Source organism: Proteiniphilum sp., assembly GCF_034331125.1.
Lineage (GTDB): Bacteria > Bacteroidota > Bacteroidia > Bacteroidales > Dysgonomonadaceae > Proteiniphilum > Proteiniphilum saccharofermentans.
On sequence record NZ_JAXQGC010000047.1, the window covers coordinates 13286 to 31419 of the forward strand.

The 18134-nt window shown below is 46.1% G+C and carries 14 protein-coding genes; all 14 read left to right on the forward strand.

The features are described 5' to 3' along the window. The first annotated feature begins 141 nt into the window (after positions 1–141). The 14 genes from U2P89_RS11610 to scpA all read left to right on the forward strand — a co-directional run bounded on the left by U2P89_RS11610 (position 142) and on the right by scpA (position 18132). Positions 142–1107, forward strand: coding sequence for an ROK family protein (locus U2P89_RS11610; protein WP_091906300.1), 966 nt, complete (start codon positions 142–144; stop codon positions 1105–1107). Between the two features lie 364 nt (positions 1108–1471). After that, positions 1472–2995: a bifunctional phosphoribosylaminoimidazolecarboxamide formyltransferase/IMP cyclohydrolase gene (purH, locus tag U2P89_RS11615; protein ID WP_322191473.1), complete on the forward strand. Its 1524-nt coding sequence runs from the start codon at positions 1472–1474 to the stop codon at positions 2993–2995. A gap of 42 nt (positions 2996–3037) precedes the next feature. Further along, the gene (locus U2P89_RS11620; RefSeq protein WP_019539746.1) at positions 3038–4063 is read left to right on the forward strand and encodes a rod shape-determining protein; all 1026 of its coding nucleotides are present in this window, start codon (positions 3038–3040) and stop codon (positions 4061–4063) included. 70 nt (positions 4064–4133) lie between these two features. Further along, entirely contained in the window at positions 4134–4985 is an 852-nt protein-coding gene (mreC, locus tag U2P89_RS11625; RefSeq protein ID WP_313381358.1) for a rod shape-determining protein MreC, read from the forward strand. Further along, a complete protein-coding gene (gene mreD, locus U2P89_RS11630; RefSeq protein ID WP_091909041.1) occupies positions 4982–5497 on the forward strand; it encodes a rod shape-determining protein MreD in 516 nt (171 codons plus the stop codon). Before mreC ends, mreD begins: the two co-directional genes overlap by 4 nt. Beyond that, positions 5487–7379 (forward strand): penicillin-binding protein 2, encoded by a 1893-nt coding sequence (mrdA, locus tag U2P89_RS11635; protein WP_091909038.1) that lies wholly within the window; start codon positions 5487–5489, stop codon positions 7377–7379. Before mreD ends, mrdA begins: the two co-directional genes overlap by 11 nt. A gap of 16 nt (positions 7380–7395) precedes the next feature. Further along, positions 7396–8856 (forward strand): rod shape-determining protein RodA, encoded by a 1461-nt coding sequence (rodA, locus tag U2P89_RS11640; RefSeq protein ID WP_092024942.1) that lies wholly within the window; start codon positions 7396–7398, stop codon positions 8854–8856. A 258-nt stretch (positions 8857–9114) separates the two neighbouring features. Beyond that, complete coding sequence (locus U2P89_RS11645; RefSeq protein ID WP_091909032.1) at positions 9115–9891, forward strand: SDR family NAD(P)-dependent oxidoreductase; 777 nt, start codon at positions 9115–9117, stop codon at positions 9889–9891. A gap of 53 nt (positions 9892–9944) precedes the next feature. Next, positions 9945–11282, forward strand: a complete 1338-nt coding sequence (locus U2P89_RS11650) for a hypothetical protein (protein WP_091909029.1) — start codon at positions 9945–9947, stop codon at positions 11280–11282. Between the two features lie 65 nt (positions 11283–11347). After that, a complete protein-coding gene (locus U2P89_RS11655; RefSeq protein WP_076929922.1) occupies positions 11348–11689 on the forward strand; it encodes a nitrous oxide-stimulated promoter family protein in 342 nt (113 codons plus the stop codon). Further along, positions 11689–12561: a helix-turn-helix transcriptional regulator gene (locus U2P89_RS11660; RefSeq protein ID WP_139233424.1), complete on the forward strand. Its 873-nt coding sequence runs from the start codon at positions 11689–11691 to the stop codon at positions 12559–12561. Before U2P89_RS11655 ends, U2P89_RS11660 begins: the two co-directional genes overlap by 1 nt. Before the next feature lie 514 nt (positions 12562–13075). Beyond that, complete coding sequence (gene mutA / locus U2P89_RS11665) at positions 13076–14974, forward strand: methylmalonyl-CoA mutase small subunit (RefSeq protein WP_322191474.1); 1899 nt, start codon at positions 13076–13078, stop codon at positions 14972–14974. A 23-nt stretch (positions 14975–14997) separates the two neighbouring features. After that, positions 14998–15900, forward strand: a complete 903-nt coding sequence (locus tag U2P89_RS11670) for a prenyltransferase (protein WP_313381360.1) — start codon at positions 14998–15000, stop codon at positions 15898–15900. An 84-nt stretch (positions 15901–15984) separates the two neighbouring features. After that, positions 15985–18132 (forward strand): methylmalonyl-CoA mutase, encoded by a 2148-nt coding sequence (gene scpA, locus U2P89_RS11675; protein ID WP_091909015.1) that lies wholly within the window; start codon positions 15985–15987, stop codon positions 18130–18132. The last annotated feature ends 2 nt before the right edge of the window (positions 18133–18134 follow it).

Genomic DNA, 18134 nt, shown 5'->3' on the forward strand with positions numbered 1-18134 from the left:
TTATAAAATATCTTTTCGGATAAAGCATGGCAAAAATGAAATAATTCTGTGAGTATGGATCCATTTTAACAAAAAACCTCTATATTTGTGCAGATAAAATTCTAATAATCATCATTGACTAACTTTTAATAAAACAAATCTATGGATAAACCCTATGTGATAGGTATTGATGTAGGCGGTACCAATACCGTTGTCGGCATCGTGGACAAAAGAGGACAGATTTTAAAGAGCGACAGTATCAAGACCGGGAAACATTCCCAAGTGGAAGATTATCTGGATGAGCTTTCCGATTTGATTGATGATCTTATTGCCGGGACAACCACTAAGGATCAGATCAAAGGTATTGGCGCAGGTACACCCAATGGTAACTATTTTACCGGAAGCATTGAGTTTGCACCCAATCTCCCCTGGAAAGGAGTGATTCCTTTTGCTCAATTATTGGAAGACCGGGTTGGCATCCCTGTAGCACTTACTAACGATGCTAATGCAGCGGCTATCGGTGAGATGACTTATGGAGCTGCCCGCGGGATGAAAGATTTTATTGTGATCACGCTGGGTACAGGTGTGGGAAGCGGTATTGTAGTGAACGGGCAATTGGTGTATGGTCATGATGGTTTTGCCGGTGAACTCGGGCACGTGATCATGCGTCGGCACAACGGCAGGCTTTGCGGTTGCGGAAGAACCGGATGTCTCGAAGCATACTCTTCGGCTACAGGTTTGGCACGTACTGCCCGTGAATATCTGGAGTTGAAACCCGACATACAGACACGTCTTCGTAATATCCCCGCCGATGACATCACCTCCAAAGATGTGTTTGATGCAGCGATGGCTGGAGATGAAATGGCAAAAGATATATTCAAGTTTACCGGAGAGATGCTGGGTGAAGCATTTGCAGACTTCGTGGCTTTTTCCAGCCCTGAAGCGATTATCCTTTTTGGAGGCCTTTCCAAGGCTGGTAATCTCATCATGGATCCTATTCGTGAAAGTATGGAGAGAAACATGTTACCTATCTTCCGGAATAAAGTGAAACTGATGTTCTCCGACCTGAAGGAAAGTGATGCTGCCGTATTAGGCGCCAGCGCACTCGGTTGGGAGGTGAGAAGCTGATCCTTGCCATCTTTTTTGACAGCTAAAATACTTAAGGGCGTTGCAAACAGCAGCGCCTTTTTCTTGCTGCGAATAATGGATCGCTTGCCGGTATAATAATTATGTAACACTTGTGTAACCGGAACTTCATATTAACTTAACCGGTTTTATGCGGTTCCGGTCCGAAACCGGCTTACCTTTGGGTTTTCATTCTCTCTATTTCATGGTAAAATAGAACATTTTACCTATATATGGTTCAGCTCCGAATTGTTTCGGGGCTGTTTTTTCAAATTTATGCAAAACTAACAACCCGATTGACAAAAAAGAGCGATAGATTTTATACCTTTGTACTCATTTTAAAAATAACGACTTAAACGGACGCATAATGTCAAAAAAAATTCAAACAGCCCTCATTTCGGTTTATCATAAGGATGGGTTGGAAGAAATACTTCGGGAACTACATTATTTACGGGTTAAATTTATATCTACCGGTGGTACGCAGGAATTCATCCAGTCTTTAGGTTACGAGTGTGAAGCGGTAGAAGATGTCAGCAGCTATCCTTCCATTCTGGGAGGCAGGGTAAAAACACTCCATCCGAAAATCTTCGGAGGCATACTCTATCGGCGCGACAATGAGAGTGACAAGAAACAGGTGAAATCTTACGATATACCTTCCATCGACCTGGTCATTGTTGACCTGTATCCTTTCAGGGAAACGGTTGCTTCCGGTGGGACGGAGGAGGAAATCATCGAGAAGATTGATATAGGGGGGATCTCGCTTATACGTGCTGCTGCAAAGAACTATAAGGATGTAATTATAGTAGCGTCGAAAGAGCAGTATGCGCCATTACTCGATTTGCTGAAAGAGAAAAAGGGACTTTCAGACATAGATGATCGTCGCCGGTTTGCCAAAGAGGCTTTTATGGTCTCTTCAGGATATGATTCAGCGATCTTTAGTTATTTTGATGGTGATGATAAGTCGGCGCTGCGTATAGCCCAGGACGGTGGGAAACAACTCCGTTACGGAGAAAACCCTCATCAACAGGGATTATTTTATGGCAATTTCGACGAAGTGTTTGAGCAGCTTCATGGCAAGGAGATTTCCTATAACAACCTCCTTGATATTGATGCGGCTGTTTCACTGATCTCAGATTTCAACGAAACGGCTCTGGCCATTCTCAAACATAATAATGCCTGTGGCATGGCTTGTCGTCCGACAGTGAAAGAGGCATGGGATGCCGCATTGGCTGCTGATCCGGTATCGGCTTTTGGGGGTATAGTGGTGACCAACAGACGGGTGGACAAAGAAGCAGCCGCAGCCATTAACGAGATCTTCTTCGAGGTGATCATTGCACCGGAATACGATAAAGAGGCGCTGGATATTTTGTTCCAAAAGAAAAATCGTATAATTTTGGTACTGAAATCGAGTGAGAAAGCTACACAACGATTGCAATACCGTTCGGTGTTGAATGGAACTTTGGTGCAGGACAAGGATGTGAGTGTTGAAACTGCAGCCGGTTTGCAGGTGATGACAACCAAGATCCCAACGACAAAAGAAATAGAAGACCTGCTGTTTGCCAATATCCTGGTGAAGCATACCAAGTCGAACGCCATTGTGTTAGCGAAAGATAAGCAACTTATAGCCAGTGGTACGGGACAGACTTCGAGAGTGGACGCCCTGAATCAGGCAATAGAGAAAGCAGGGACATTCCATTTCGACCTGCAGGGGGCAGTGATGGCCAGCGACGCTTTCTTCCCTTTCCCCGATTGTGTGGAGATAGCAGCCAAAGCAGGTATCACAGCCGTTATTCAACCCGGTGGTTCCGTCCGGGACGGGGAATCGGTGGATTACTGCAACCAAAACGGCCTCTCAATGGTGAAAACCGGTATAAGGCACTTCAAACATTAAACACAGAAATAGCAACTATCGAATAGCTTAATATTATACATTATGGGCTTATTTTCATTTACACAGGAGCTGGCAATGGACCTTGGTACCGCCAATTCCGTCATTGTGAACAACGCGGGAAAGATACTCCTGGACGAACCCTCTATCGTGGCACTGGATCGCAAGACCGACAAGATGATCGCTTTGGGAGAAAAGGCGAGACAGATGCACGGTAAGACACATGAGAATATTCGTACGGTGAGACCGTTGAGGGACGGTGTGATCGCCGATTTCAACGCTGCGGAGCAGATGATCCGGGGTATGATCAAAATGGCGAACAAAAATAGAGGAGGGCTGTTCTCTCCTTCACTGCGTGTGGTCGTCTGCATCCCCTCGGGAAGCACCGAAGTGGAGATCCGTGCCGTGCGTGACTCGGCAGAACATGCCGGAGGCCGCGATGTCTATATGATCTTTGAACCGATGGCGGCAGCCCTCGGTATAGGTCTTGACGTGGAGGCTCCCGAAGGCAATATGATCGTGGATATAGGTGGGGGTACCACTGAAATTGCCGTGATTTCACTCGGAGGCATCGTCTCCAACAAATCTATCAAGATTGCGGGTGATGATTTCACTGAAGATATCCAGGATTATATGGGACGGCAGCACAATATCAAGGTGGGCGACCGTACGGCCGAACAGATCAAGATCAATGTAGGCTCAGTGCTTACCGAACTCGACAATCCACCTGAAGATTTCATCGTCCACGGGCCGAACAGGATGACTTCATTGCCTATGGATGTGCCCGTATCCTACCAGGAGATTGCACACTGTATAGAAAAATCGGTATCCAAGGTCGATTCGGCCGTGTTAAGCGCATTGGAACAGACTCCTCCCGAATTGTATGCCGACATCGTACGTAATGGTATCTATCTGACGGGTGGCGGTGCTTTATTGAGAGGCCTCGACAAAAGGCTGACCGAGAAAATTGGTATTCCTTTCAGGGTAGTGGATGATCCGCTGCACATGGTAGCCAAGGGAACCAGTATCGCGCTGAGGAATATTGATAAATTTACCTTTTTAATGCGGTAATTTTCCGCAGACTCTTAGTTCGAAAGCTAAGGCGATGATCAGGGATAAGAAATAAGAAGGCATAGGTTTTATGCGTAATCTATTTAACTTTATCATTCGGAATAGTCACTGGCTGCTTGCTGCACTGTTGGTAGCATTCAGTTTCTATCTCGTTTTTACGCAGAACTCTTATCAGCGCAGTGTCTATCTTACTTCAGCCAATCAGGTTACAGGATGGTTTTATTCACTTTCTAATGATGTTACTTCGTTCTTCCATCTAAAGAAAAATAATCAGTTGTTATTAGAACGAAGTGCTGAATTGGAAAGAGAAGTATTGTCGCTCAAGGAACAGATAGAAATTCTTACTGCTGCCGATTCCACTCAGGTAAGTGCTTTTGCGAGTGATTCCCTGCCATTGCCGCAATTCGATTTTATCTCTGCTGAAGTGGTCAACCTGAGTTTTTCAGGAGTAAACAACTTCATTACGATCAATAAAGGATCGCAGCACGGAATCAGACCCGATATGGGAGTGATTTCGGCGGGTGGCGGTATAGTGGGGGTAGTATCTGTTGTGTCCCGAAATAGGGCGGTGGTAATACCTGTCATTAACCCCAAGTTCCGGTTAAGTGCCAGATTGAAAAATTCCGAGAACTACGGCTCTATATCCTGGGACGGGACAAATATAAGGGAGGCACAGCTGCAGGAATTACCTAAACATGAGAGTTTCCGTGAGGGGGATACTGTGCTGACCAGTTTTTCACGTATTTTTCCTAGAAATCTTATCATAGGCTTTGTAAATAGTGAGGGCCGGTCGAAGGATGATAATTTCAATACATTCAATATACAATTGGCCACCAATTTCTATACGTTGCAGGAAGTGCTGGTGATTGACGACACCTATTACGAGGAACAGAAACAGCTCGAAGAGACATTACAGCAATGAAACTGAGTTATATATACGAGATATTGCTTTTTGTGTTACTGATATTGCTTCAGACGCTGTTGCTGAACCGGATTAACCTTTTTGGTATTGCCACTCCGGTTCTGTATAGCTATTTCCTGCTGAAACTGCCGGTAGGGAGAAACCTCTATTCTGTGATCGTCTCCTCTTTTATGATGGGGTTGATCATCGATATCTTTTTGAATACGCCCGGGATGAATGCAGCGGCAATCACTATTGTCGGGGCTTTCAGGAAAAATATCCTGGGTCTTTTTTTTGAGAGGGAAGGGTATGACGATTTCGTACCCGGTATCAATACTGCTGCCGGTCCTTTTGTGCGATTCACCATTTTCATGGTACTCTTGCATCTCACGTTGTTGTTCTTTATTGAATCGTTTACTCTCTTTAATCTGAAGAATACTCTGCTGCGGATTGGCACGAGTTCAGTCGTGACAATCCCGTTGATTATTGCGTTGGATAGTTTAATGTGTAGGAGAAAAGCCGGTGAACAATAATGCTAATCCCCTTGCCAAAAGACGGTATGTTATTGCTGCTATAGTAGTAGTAATTGTATTGGTGTATGTGGTTCAACTCTTCAACTTGCAGTTGATGAGCCCCCAATACAGGGAGTATGCAGACAGTAACGCTTTCCTGCGCAGGACTCTCTATCCGGCAAGAGGCGCCATATATGACAGGAATGGTAAACTACTTGTATATAACAGGCCTACCTATGATGTGATGATGGTGGTCCGGGAGATGAAACAGTTCGATACGCTCGATTTCTGCCGTACACTCAATATCGATATGGAACGGTTTTATACCCTGGATACCGATATGAGGGATCGCCGAAAGAACCCCGGTTATTCATCCTATACCCCGCAACTGTTCATGACACAGCTCAATGTGGAGGAATACGGGCTATTGCAGGAGAAACTATATAAATTTCCGGGGATTTATATCCAGAGCCGTACGGAACGGCAATACAATTACCCCAACATGGGCCTTATCCTTGGTTACGTGGCCGAGGTTGATAAGAATAAGATGGCGGCCGATCCCTATTATGTGAGGGGTGATTATGTCGGAAAATCCGGCATTGAGTTGTCGCATGAAGAAGACCTTAGGGGTGAAAAAGGAGTAGAAATACTTCTCCGCGATGCACATGGGAGAGTGCAGGGAAAGTATGAAGATGGAGCACATGATAAAGCGCCGGTGTCGGGGAAAGACCTTACCCTGGGTATCGATATCGATCTGCAGGCATACGGTGAGAAGCTGATGCATAATAAAGTGGGAAGTATTGTGATGATCGATCCCAAAACGGGTGAGATCCTCTGCATGGTCTCGGCCCCTACTTACGACCCCGTACTTCTTACCGGAAAAAGTTTCAGTGCCAACTACCGGCAGTTGGAAAGCAATCCGTTTAAACCGCTTATCAACAGGGCTATTGCCGGTACATATCCGCCGGGATCAACCTTTAAACCTACACAGGGACTCATTTTCCTGCAGGAAGGTATTATCACGCCCGAGACACGATATGCCTGTTATGGCGGATATCCTCCGCTGGGAGGACGTCCCGGCTGCCATCCCCACGCTTCACCGCTATCTCTTCAGTATGCCCTCACTACCTCCTGTAACTCTTTCTTCTGCTACGGATTGAACGGCATGTTGAGTAACAGGGGCAAATATGCAACGGTAGGGGCAGCTTTCGACGTGTGGCGCGACCATATGGTGGATATGGGCTTTGGTTATCCGTTGGGAGTAGATCTCCCTTCCGAGAAAAGGGGATTTATTCCCAACAGCAAGTTCTATACAAACGTTTTCAAAACGGAACGTTGGAATGCACATAATATAATCTCCATCGCTATCGGACAGGGTGAGATCCTTGCCACACCCCTGCAGATCGCCAACCTGGGTGCTATGATCGCCAACAGGGGATATTATTATACACCTCATGTGGTAAAAGAACGCAAAGGAGCGGCGTTGGAGGGAACCTATACTACGAGACATGACTCGGGTATCAACAGGGAGTATTTCGATATAACTGTCGAGGGGATGGCTGATGCGGTGACGATGGGTACCTGTCGTGGTATTAATCTGGCACCGTTTGTGGCAGTATGCGGCAAGACCGGTACGGCTGAAAACCCGCATGGTGATGATCACTCGCTCTTTATGGGCTTTGCGCCGAAAGATGATCCGCAGGTGGCTATCGCAGTTATTGTGGAGAATGGACGGTTTGGTGCGACAAATGCTGTACCTATCGCAAGGTTGATGATGCAGAAATTCTTCAGGGGAGAGATACCGGAGAGTGATCAATGGTTAGAGACCACTATCGTGAACCGTGAAATACTACCCTATGTGTACACCAGAAATCTGCCCGCCAGCAAGTCTCCTAACAATTAATAAAAAGTAAGATATAATGATCTATCAGGGAAGCAACGAAATAGAAGAAAAGGGGAAAGTGGACAAGGTGACTGTCATTTTCTACCTCCTTTTTGTCTTTCTCGGATGGCTCAATATCTATGCGGCCAGTTTCGATCTGGAAAATGCGACCGGACTGTTCGATCTCTCTTCCAGGGCAGGGATGCAATTGATCTGGATGGGTACTTCGTTTCTGTTGGCTTTTGCCCTGTTGAAAATCGATACGGCTTTTTATGAAACCTATGCTTTTCTATTTTATCTGGCAGGTATCCTGTTGTTGGTCGTTACACTCTTGGTGGCGCAAGAAATCAATGGATCCCGTTCATGGCTGATTATCGGGCCGGTACGGTTACAGCCCGCAGAGTTTATGAAATTCATTATTGCCCTTACATTGGCCAGGGTATTCAATTCGTATAGCTTTCACCTGATGGAACGGAAGAACCTCTGGTTGGTCAGTGCTATCATCCTGTTGCCGGTGATACTGGTAATTGCACAGAGCGAAACGGGTACGGCACTTGTCTATTTGAGTTTTATCCTGGTGCTGTACAGGGAAGGGTTACCAGGAGGATTCCTTTTTATGGGTATTGCAGCTATTCTCTATTTTATTTTGGGTATCCGGTTTTCCGATAATCAGATGGGTGCCCTTTCCGAAGGAGAATTCGCCACAGTTATCCTGATTATTATCTTTTCGGCAGCCATGATATGGAATTATATCAAACGGCTTAATACCGTCGTCACCCTTCTGCTGTCGGTAGCTGTTATTTTTTTACTGGCTTATGTCGCTTCCTTCTTTTCCTTCAATATAGACTGGGGAATAGTTGCTATCATAGCATTATCATATACTGCCCTTTATCTGTTGTTCCATTTTCTCAGGTACGGAAAAAGAACATATCTCTATATTTTTCTCTTTCTGATCGGTTCTTTTGCCTTTCTTGAATCGGTGGAGTATGTGTTTTACGATGTGCTTCAGCCACACCAGCAGATGCGTATCAAGGTGACCTTGGGAATGGAGCAGGATTTGAGAGGGGCTGGATACCATGTGGGGCAATCCAAGATTGCCATCGGATCGGGAGGGTTGACAGGAAAAGGATTCCTCAATGGTACACAGACGAAACTCAAATATGTCCCCGAACAGGATACCGATTTTATTTTCTGTACAATAGGGGAGGAGCACGGATTTATCGGCTCCACCGTTGTACTGTTGCTGATGATGTTCTTTGTGCTCCGGTTGCTCCGGTTGGCTGAACGTCAGACAACGGTTTTTGGGCGTACTTATGGTTATGGTGTGGCAGGTGTCTTCCTGTTTCATATGATCGTCAATATCGGTATGGTAATTGGTATTATGCCCGTCATTGGAATTCCGTTGCCTTTTTTCAGTTACGGAGGATCTTCCCTGTGGGGATTTACTATTTTACTCTTTATTTTTCTTCGGATTGATAAATCAAGAAAACGGAGTTGATATGAAAAGTGAACGTATCCCGGTTATCACAACCGGAATACGCTCCATCAATTAGAACCCAATTTAATTAATATTGCAGAGCGTTTGCAACGGAGAGCTGGATTGTGGCCCTCCTCCCTGCAATGCCTTGCCATTTATTTTTCCTGACTTTCCACACCTTCATCAACAAACTTTTCCACCTTTCCACCTTAAATATATTCTCCATATTTGACAGGTAAGAAAAAAAATAGTTTAATTTTGCCATAAAATGGGTGATGTATGAATAAAACGGCATTGATCACGGGAGCATCCAAAGGGATAGGGAAGGAATTGGCTTTCCTTTTTGCAGAGAACCGGTGTGACCTGATCCTGACCGCCCGTAGTGGTGACAGGTTGCAATTGTTGAAAGAACAACTGGAGAGCCGGTATGATATTTCCGTATATCCGTTGGTAAAAGACCTCTCCCGTTCCGGTGCCGCCGGAGAACTTTTTCAGGAAGTGAAGGAAAAAGGCTTGGACGTGGATTATCTGGTCAACAATGCCGGTTTTGGTGATTATGGAGCATTTTCAGATACTCAATGGGAGTGTTACGACGAGATGATAACCCTGAATATAACCTCACTTACACACCTGACCCATCTGTTTGTGCAGGAATGGAAAGGAAGAAAAAAAGGGAGAATTTTAAATCTTTCTTCTACAGCAGCTTTTCAACCCGGACCCATGATGGCGGTATACTTTGCCACTAAAGCGTATGTCCTTCACCTGTCGGAGGCGCTGGAAAATGAATTGAAAAAGGACCAAATTACAGTAACCGTACTTTGCCCCGGACCTACCAGTACCCATTTTGGAGAAATATCTAAGATGAATGCATCCCAATTGGTGAAGAATGTGAAGATTGCTGATGCGAGGGAGGTGGCAGAACTTGGATTCAAGGCTATGATGAAAGGTAAACCCATGGTCATCCATGGCGCTATGAACAAATTGGCTCCTTTTGGAATACGCCTCCTGCCTAGAAAATGGGTTACACTCCTTTCAGCAAAGATAATGCGGAAATAAACAAATCCCGGTTATCCGGGGAATAAATAGGCCGTTACCTAAATCGTGAAGCAATGGGATTGCTTACAGGCATATTGTTTACGGGGCTGCTCTTTATTGCTGCAACTGTGCAGGCATCACACTACTCTGCAGACTCACTTTTACTCTACTTCAAGCAGGTGGAGGAGGCGACCTTTCTGCATCAGGGGGTGTGGGATAAAGATATTTACGGTCCTATCCTCCTTGTAGATACCTCGACAAGAGAGGTTTATGCCAACTTGCCCGATGCGGAGGGTGCCCTGAAATTCGATAAAGGTGTTTATAAGGGCATATTACCCAAAGAAGTAACCTTTTCCAATACCGATATCCAATGGAGCGGTACTCATTGGGCGATGGTAACATTACCATTATCCGCCAACGAACATGATCGTGTCGATCTTATGACCCATGAGTTGTTTCACGTAGCCCAACCTTCACTTGGTTTCCGGAACAGGAGGGAAGAGAATAACCATTTGGATATCAGGGAAGGAAGGATATACTTGCGTCTTGAAATGGCAGCGCTTGAAGCGGCATTAAAAGCCCGAAGATTTAACCGGGCAGAGGATCATCTGAGAAATGCATTAATTTTCAGGAAGTATCGTCAAATGCTATACCGGGGATCCGAAACAACAGAAAACAGTCTCGAATTACTGGAAGGACTGGCTACATACACGGGACAGATAATGAGTGGACGTAATAAATGGCAGTGGAGGGAATATCTTATCCGGCGGATCGAACAGTTTGAAAAAGTACCCTCATTTGTACGTTCATTTGCCTATGAAACAGTACCGGTGTACGGATTTTTCCTCTATCAGAAGGATAACCATTGGAATAAAAAGGTGGATGGAGAAACACAATTCACTGAATTCTTCTCAGAAGCATTCGGGGTAGACAGGCGTATCCTGTTGCAATCGTATGTAAAACAGGTTGCCGAAGATTACCGGGGCCGCACAATTGCCGATGAAGAGAGCAAACGGGAAGTATCCAATAATTTGGTACTTGATATGTATCGGGAGAAATTTTTCGAGGAGCCGCGTCTCGAAATACGATTGGAAGAGATGAATATGGCTTTCAACCCGCAAAACCTCATTCCTCTTGATGAGGATGAAGGAACAGTTTATCCTACCATCACGCTCAGCGATAACTGGGGTATCCTTACCGTAGAGGAAGGAGGGGCATTGCTCAGGAATGATTGGCGATGGGTAATCGTTTCGGAACCGTTGGAAATAACCGGTAAGAGAATTGTCGGAGAGGGGTGGGTGATTGAACTCAATGAAGGATATGAGGTAAATAGAAATTCGCAGGGTGATTATCAAATTTTAAAAAAGACAACAGTGAAACCACCACCGGATAAAGAGGACTCTTTTTATTAGACCATCGATTTGGCTGCGAAAAATAATATGGTTAATTTTACGCCTCGTTTTGAAAGGGAGTATAGATGAACGAAGGAGAGAAAAAAGTCGTCAGCAGGATGATCGCGCTTTACTGCCGTTCTAAACACAGTTCAGGTAAGGAGTTATGTACAGAATGCAGGTCGTTGCAAGAGTATGCCCTGCAGCGACTGGAGACTTGCCGTTTTGGTGAAGAGAAACCCACCTGCGCCAAATGTCCTGTCCACTGCTATAAGAACAGCATGCGGGAGAAAATCAAGGAAGTGATGCGTTTCGCAGGGCCGCGGATGTTACTTGTGCATCCTGTGGCAGCTATTCGTCATCTTTATCGTGAACGCAGGCATGATCGCGATTTTACTGCAAAAGTCAAAGCAAATCGGAACAGATAGTGGCTTTATTGAATCAATATAGTGTTATGGCCGATGTGCTGATGGAGCACAATGAGCTTATTCCTGTACTGAACCGTTTCGGGATACGGCTTGGCGTGGGAGACAAGACTATTGTGGAACTGTGCGATGAATATACACTCAACCCCGACTTCATCCTTACCATCCTGAATGTCTATCTCAATGAAAACTACCTCCCTGAGGCCTCACTTGCCCTGTTTGACGCCCAATCGATTGCCGATTATTTCCAGTGTACGGTGGAAAGTTATATTCACGAATTGATACCTAACATCGGAAAACACCTGAATGCTTTTATTGTCATCAGTGGTTCTGAAAATGAAGAGCTGCGAATACTCAATGATATCTTTCAGAAATTCAAGGAGAAGATGACGGAACACCTACAGAATCAAACCCTATTCGACGATGATTTCCCCTATGAATTGCTACACGACCTGAAGAATATTTTAATCAGGCATCTCTCCAAAGAGTTTAATCAGAATCTTATTTATGCAATCATCTTTTCCGTCCATTCTTTTGAAAAAGATCTTGCCATCCACAATAGGTTACGGAAGAAAGTACTTCGACCCAAACTTAACGAATTGGACTCAACCGGTATCCGACACCTGCATCATGCCATTTCCGGTGATCATGCGCAGCAGCAACCCGACCGGCATGTTCACCAGCTTACCAACCGGGAAGAGGAGATCCTGCGGCTTATTGTGAAAGGATATCTTAATAAAGAGATAGCGGAAAAACTGCACATCAGCCATAATACAGTCCTCACACACCGAAAGAATATCATTTCAAAAACAGGAATTAAAACCGTGTCGGGACTCACTTTTTATGCTATCCGTAAAGGATTGATATCCATGTGATAAAGAACCCTGAGATTCTAAGTGAAAAATTATCTTTATCGCGTGAAACACATTATCATATCAATAATACAAGGTATTGGAATCATATTTTTGATCCTCGATTTCCTCTATGCGTTCTATCGGATCTGATGAGGAAATAGGGAATCACCGGAAAGATGCAATTAAGCCGGTAAATACTTTTAAAAGAGAATAAAAAGAATTATTTTTGTTCTCTTTTAGAGCCGGAAGATACGGTTAATTACAACCTGTCAGAAATAAGAAACTGTTTTGATTTTTTTATCAATTGTTTTTTAGTAATTTTTTGATGGATTTGGATTTTTATTTATTGAAATGTAGCGGGCTACTTGAACGAAATGAAAATTCGAAGGCGCAAAAAAGGGCAAAAAACAAGATGAAAGAGTGAAAAAAGAAGTAATTACTCGTAAAATTCAAAACAGTTTCTAAATAGGGAAAGAAGTTTTCGCTAAGTAATACGAGATGAATGAACCTCAAAATAATAATAAAATAGTGAATTATGAGTAATCAGAGAGAGAAACTTTTCACAGGTTTTCCTCCCGTTTCCACTGAAGAGTGGATGGAAGTCATCACAAAAGACCTGAAAGGGGCCGACTTCCAGAAAAAACTGGTATGGAGAACCAACGAAGGGTTTAATGTGAATCCTTTTTATCGTGTGGAAGATATAGAAGGATCCCTTGCAGCCGAAAACCTGCCGGGGCAGTTTCCTTATGTGCGCAGTACCAGAAAGGATAATAAGTGGTATGTGCGTCAGGATATCAATGTGAAAGACTTTGCGGAGGCTAACAGGAAAGCGCTTACCCTGCTGGAAAAAGGCGTTACCTCTTTTGGTTTTCGTCTGCCGAAGAATGCACTTTCGGCTGAAAACGTAGAGATACTCCTTCAGGGGATCGCCCCTGACAAGGTAGAGTTGAACTTCAGCACCTGTATCTCGCGCACCATCGATCTGGCCCGCCTGGTCACAGAGTATGTCCGTTCGCAGAATCTCAATGTGATGGAATGCTTCGGTTCTATTGAATTCGATCCTTTCAGGAAAATACTGAAAAAAGGGATTGACGAACCCAATTGGGTGGAAAAGGCAGTGGAGATGGTGAAAATTACGGCACCGCTTCCCCGCTATCGTGCTATTACCGTGTCAGGTGACAGGATGAACGATGCCGGGGCTTACAGCTATCAGGAGCTTGGATACAGCCTATCCTACGGAAACCAGGTATTATCGGCCTTGATCGGGAATGGTATCGATCCTTCTATGGCTGCAAAAAAGATAAAGTTCGAAATGGGGGTAGGAGCCAACTACTTCATGGAGATCGCGAAATTCCGTGCGGCACGCTGGCTGTGGGCCGAGATCGTGGATGCCTACAAACCGCCCTGTGCACATGACTGCGATAACAAAGCGCCCGACGGTACCTGCCGCTGTGCTGCGAAAATGAATATCCATGCCTCCACTTCACGATTCAACCAGTCGTTGTATGACCCCTATGTGAATATGCTGCGCACCCAAACAGAGGCGATGTCTGCTACCATCGGCGCAGTCGATTCACTTACCGTGCGTCCTTTCGACGAGGCATTCGAGACACCTACTGCTTTTGCGGAACGGATTGCCGTAAACCAGCAACTACTGCTCAAAGAAGAGTCTCATTTCGATAAGATCACCGATCCTTCATCAGGATCATACTATATTGAAACACTCACATCCGCACTGGCCGAACAAGCCTGGAAGTTGTTCCTCGAAACCGAAGAGACCGGTTTCTACGAAGCGCTTAAGGCAGGCACTGTCCAGGATGCCATCAATGCTTCTGCCAATGCCCGCTTCAATGCGGTAGCCAACCGGCGGGAAATCCTGCTGGGTACCAATCAGTATCCTAACTTCGGGGAGGCCATGGGCCAAAAGATAGAAGATACCGCAGCTCACTGCGGTTGCGGAAGTGATGAGGGACAAAACAGCCCGCTCAAGCGGCTCAATACACGTCGTCTTTCCAACGCTTTCGACGAATTGCGTCTGACTACCGAACGGAGTGGTAAACGCCCCAAAGTATTTATGCTTACCATAGGTAATCTGGCCATGCGTTTGGCACGCTCACAGTTCTCAAGTAATTTCTTTGCTTGTGCCGGTTACGAGATCATCGACAACCTCGGATTCAAAACGGTAGAAGAGGGTGTCAATGCAGCCCGTGCCAAAGGTGCCGACATAGTGGTGCTCTGCTCTAGCGATGATGAATATGCTGCTTTGGCCCCTGAAGCTTATAACCTTCTCAAAGGAGGAAAAGAGATTTTCGTGGTGGCCGGTGCTCCTGCCTGTGCGGACGATCTGAAAGCAATCGGTATCGAACATTTCATCAATGTGCGGAGCAATGTCCTGGAGACGCTGAAAGCGTTCAATGAGAAGATTTTGTTATAGAACAAAGAACAAAGAATAAAGAGTTGGGAAAACTAAAAAACTGGATCATCGTAGCGCATCCGTGGGCGTTCCCTGCATCGGCATCGCCGGCGCTGATTGCCATATCCTATGTCTTTTACCTCTATAAAAGAGGGGAGATCGCTGAATTGAACTGGACATATGGTATTTTGGCTTTTTTCGGCGCGGTCATTTTCCATATGGCGGGAAACCTGATAGGTGAGTATCATGATTATGTGAGTGGAGTAGACCGCAAAGAAAAGACCGGACCGCCACGCCTGATCGTGATGGGGATTTTCAAACCGGAAACGGTACTCTATTATGGCTATACGGTGCTCTTTGTCGGTATTTTATTAGGAATTTATCTCCTGTTAAATACCGGTCTTCCACTGCTGTTTATTGGGATTATCGGGATCATCAGCTCTACGCTTTATTACAAATTCAAGTATATAGCGTTGGGAGACCTGCTTATCTTTATCTGTTATGGCTTGTCGATTGCATTGGGAATGGCTTATGTCATGACCGGGCAATTGTTGTGGCCTATACTGCTCGTAATGACGCCTGTGGGGTTACTCATCGTAGCCATATTGCATGCCAATAATACGCGCGATATGTTACAGGATAAAGAAGCCGGTATACGTACTCAGGCAATGAATATGGGACTGGAAGGGTCTCAGATTACCTATCAGACATTGCTTTTGGCCGCTTACCTGCTGGTCGCGATCATGGTGATGATAGAGATGCTGGATACCTGGGTATTCCTGGTACTTCTTAGTTTTCCGCTTGCCATTAAGAATATCAAACTGATGAGAAAAGCGACAATGGACGATCTGGGGATTATCCGCTTTCTGGATACCCACACAGCCCAATTGGTGCTGTTATTCAGTCTGCTCATGGTGGCCGGCAATGTAATAGCTTCTTTTATATAAAAACAAAGGTGATTTAAAATAAAAATGATCGAACCAAGTCCAAAAGTCCTGATTCTTGGTTCTTGATTCTAAAAGTCTAAAAAAATGAAACCAAATTTTAAAGATATTGATATTCACTCAACCGGTTTTACATCGACCGATGTGGCCGGATGGGCTGAAAAAAACGAGATCAAAGCCGATTGGCTTACGCCGGAACAAATTCCGGTGAAGCCGGTCTATACGAAGGAAGACCTTCAGGGCATGGAGCATCTGAACTATGCCGCCGGCTTGCCGCCTTATCTGCGCGGGCCCTATTCCACGATGTATGTAATGCGCCCGTGGACCATCCGCCAGTATGCCGGGTTCTCCACGGCTGAAGAGTCCAATGCTTTCTACCGCCGCAACCTCGCATCGGGACAGAAAGGGCTTTCCGTGGCGTTCGACTTGCCTACGCACCGCGGTTACGATGCCGATAACGAAAGGGTTGTGGGCGACGTGGGAAAAGCCGGTGTCTCCATCTGCTCGGTGGAAGATATGAAAATATTGTTCGATGGTATCCCGCTCAACAAGATGTCGGTATCCATGACCATGAACGGTGCCGTGCTGCCTGTCCTTGCATTCTATATCGTAGCGGCACAGGAGCAGGGGGCACAACTGGAGGAGATGGCCGGTACCATCCAGAACGATATCCTGAAAGAGTTTATGGTGCGCAATACCTACATCTATCCGCCGGAATTCTCGATGAAGATCATTGCGGATATCTTTGAGTTTACCTCGCAAAAGATGCCCAAATTCAATTCCATCTCCATCTCCGGATATCACATGCAGGAGGCGGGTGCCACCGCCGATATCGAGTTGGCCTACACTCTGGCTGACGGTATCGAGTATCTGCGAGCCGGTATTAATGCCGGTATCGATGTGGATGCCTTTGCACCCCGTTTGTCGTTCTTCTGGGCCATCGGCATGAACCATTTTATGGAAATAGCCAAGATGCGGGCCGCACGCCTGTTGTGGGCAAAGATCGTAAAGAGTTTCGGTGCCAAAAATCCCAAATCGATGGCATTGCGTACCCACTCACAGACATCGGGCTGGTCGCTCACCGAACAGGATCCGTTCAACAACGTGGGACGTACCTGTATCGAGGCGATGGCTGCCGCGCTGGGACATACCCAGTCGCTCCATACCAACGCGCTCGACGAGGCCATTGCGTTGCCGACCGATTTCTCGGCACGTATTGCCCGTAATACACAGATTTATATACAGGAAGAGACGCAAATCACTCGCCAGGTCGACCCGTGGGCAGGCTCCTACTATGTGGAATCACTCACACAGGAACTGGTAGATAAGGCATGGACACTTATTCAGGAGGTCGAAGAATTGGGAGGGATGGCTAAAGCCATCGAGACCGGTATCCCCAAGATGCGTATCGAAGAGGCGGCCGCCCGTACACAGGCGCGCATCGACTCGGGTGTGCAGGCAATTATCGGTGTGAACCGCTACAGGCTCGATCAGGAAGATCCTATCGATATTCTTGATATTGATAATACTGAAGTGCGTAAACAGCAGGTAGAACGCCTTAACCAGTTGAAGGCTAATCGTGATAACGAAGCAGTCCAAAAAGCACTCGACGCCATCACCCGTTGTGTGGAGACCAAACAGGGCAACCTCCTCGAACTCTCGGTGGAGGCTGCGCGGGTGCGTGCCACGCTGGGAGAGATCTCCGACGCATGTGAAAAAATAGTTGGACGTTATAATGCAGTAATCAGAACAATTTCAGGCGTGTATTCATCAGAATCGAAAGAGGCGCCGACGCTCGAGAAAGCACGTGCCCTCACAGACCAGTTTGCCCGGAAAGAAGGGCGCAGACCCAGGATCATGGTAGCCAAGATGGGGCAGGACGGCCACGACCGTGGTGCCAAGGTGGTCGCTACCGGTTATGCCGACTGCGGCTTCGACGTGGATATGGGACCCCTGTTCCAGACGCCGGCCGAGGCAGCCCGTCAGGCCGTGGAAAATGATGTGCATGTGTTAGGGGTGTCTTCCCTGGCTGCCGGCCATAAAACACTTGTGCCGCAGGTGATCGAAGAACTGAAACGGCTGGGCCGTCCCGATATCGTGGTGATTGCAGGCGGTGTGATCCCCGCACAGGACTATGATTTTCTCTATAAGGCAGGTGTGGCTGCTATCTTCGGGCCGGGAAGCTCCGTCACCCAATCGGCATGCGATATCATGCATGTGCTGATGGACGAGTAAGT

Coding starts and splice junctions, on each gene's coding strand:
- U2P89_RS11610 (WP_091906300.1), top strand. CDS start 142: ATGGATAAACCCTATGTGATAGGTATTGATGTAGGCGGTACCAATACC.
- purH (WP_322191473.1), top strand. CDS start 1,472: ATGTCAAAAAAAATTCAAACAGCCCTCATTTCGGTTTATCATAAGGAT.
- U2P89_RS11620 (WP_019539746.1), top strand. CDS start 3,038: ATGGGCTTATTTTCATTTACACAGGAGCTGGCAATGGACCTTGGTACC.
- mreC (WP_313381358.1), top strand. CDS start 4,134: ATGCGTAATCTATTTAACTTTATCATTCGGAATAGTCACTGGCTGCTT.
- mreD (WP_091909041.1), top strand. CDS start 4,982: ATGAAACTGAGTTATATATACGAGATATTGCTTTTTGTGTTACTGATA.
- rodA (WP_092024942.1), top strand. CDS start 7,396: ATGATCTATCAGGGAAGCAACGAAATAGAAGAAAAGGGGAAAGTGGAC.
- U2P89_RS11645 (WP_091909032.1), top strand. CDS start 9,115: ATGAATAAAACGGCATTGATCACGGGAGCATCCAAAGGGATAGGGAAG.
- U2P89_RS11650 (WP_091909029.1), top strand. CDS start 9,945: ATGGGATTGCTTACAGGCATATTGTTTACGGGGCTGCTCTTTATTGCT.
- U2P89_RS11655 (WP_076929922.1), top strand. CDS start 11,348: ATGAACGAAGGAGAGAAAAAAGTCGTCAGCAGGATGATCGCGCTTTAC.
- mutA (WP_322191474.1), top strand. CDS start 13,076: ATGAGTAATCAGAGAGAGAAACTTTTCACAGGTTTTCCTCCCGTTTCC.
- scpA (WP_091909015.1), top strand. CDS start 15,985: ATGAAACCAAATTTTAAAGATATTGATATTCACTCAACCGGTTTTACA.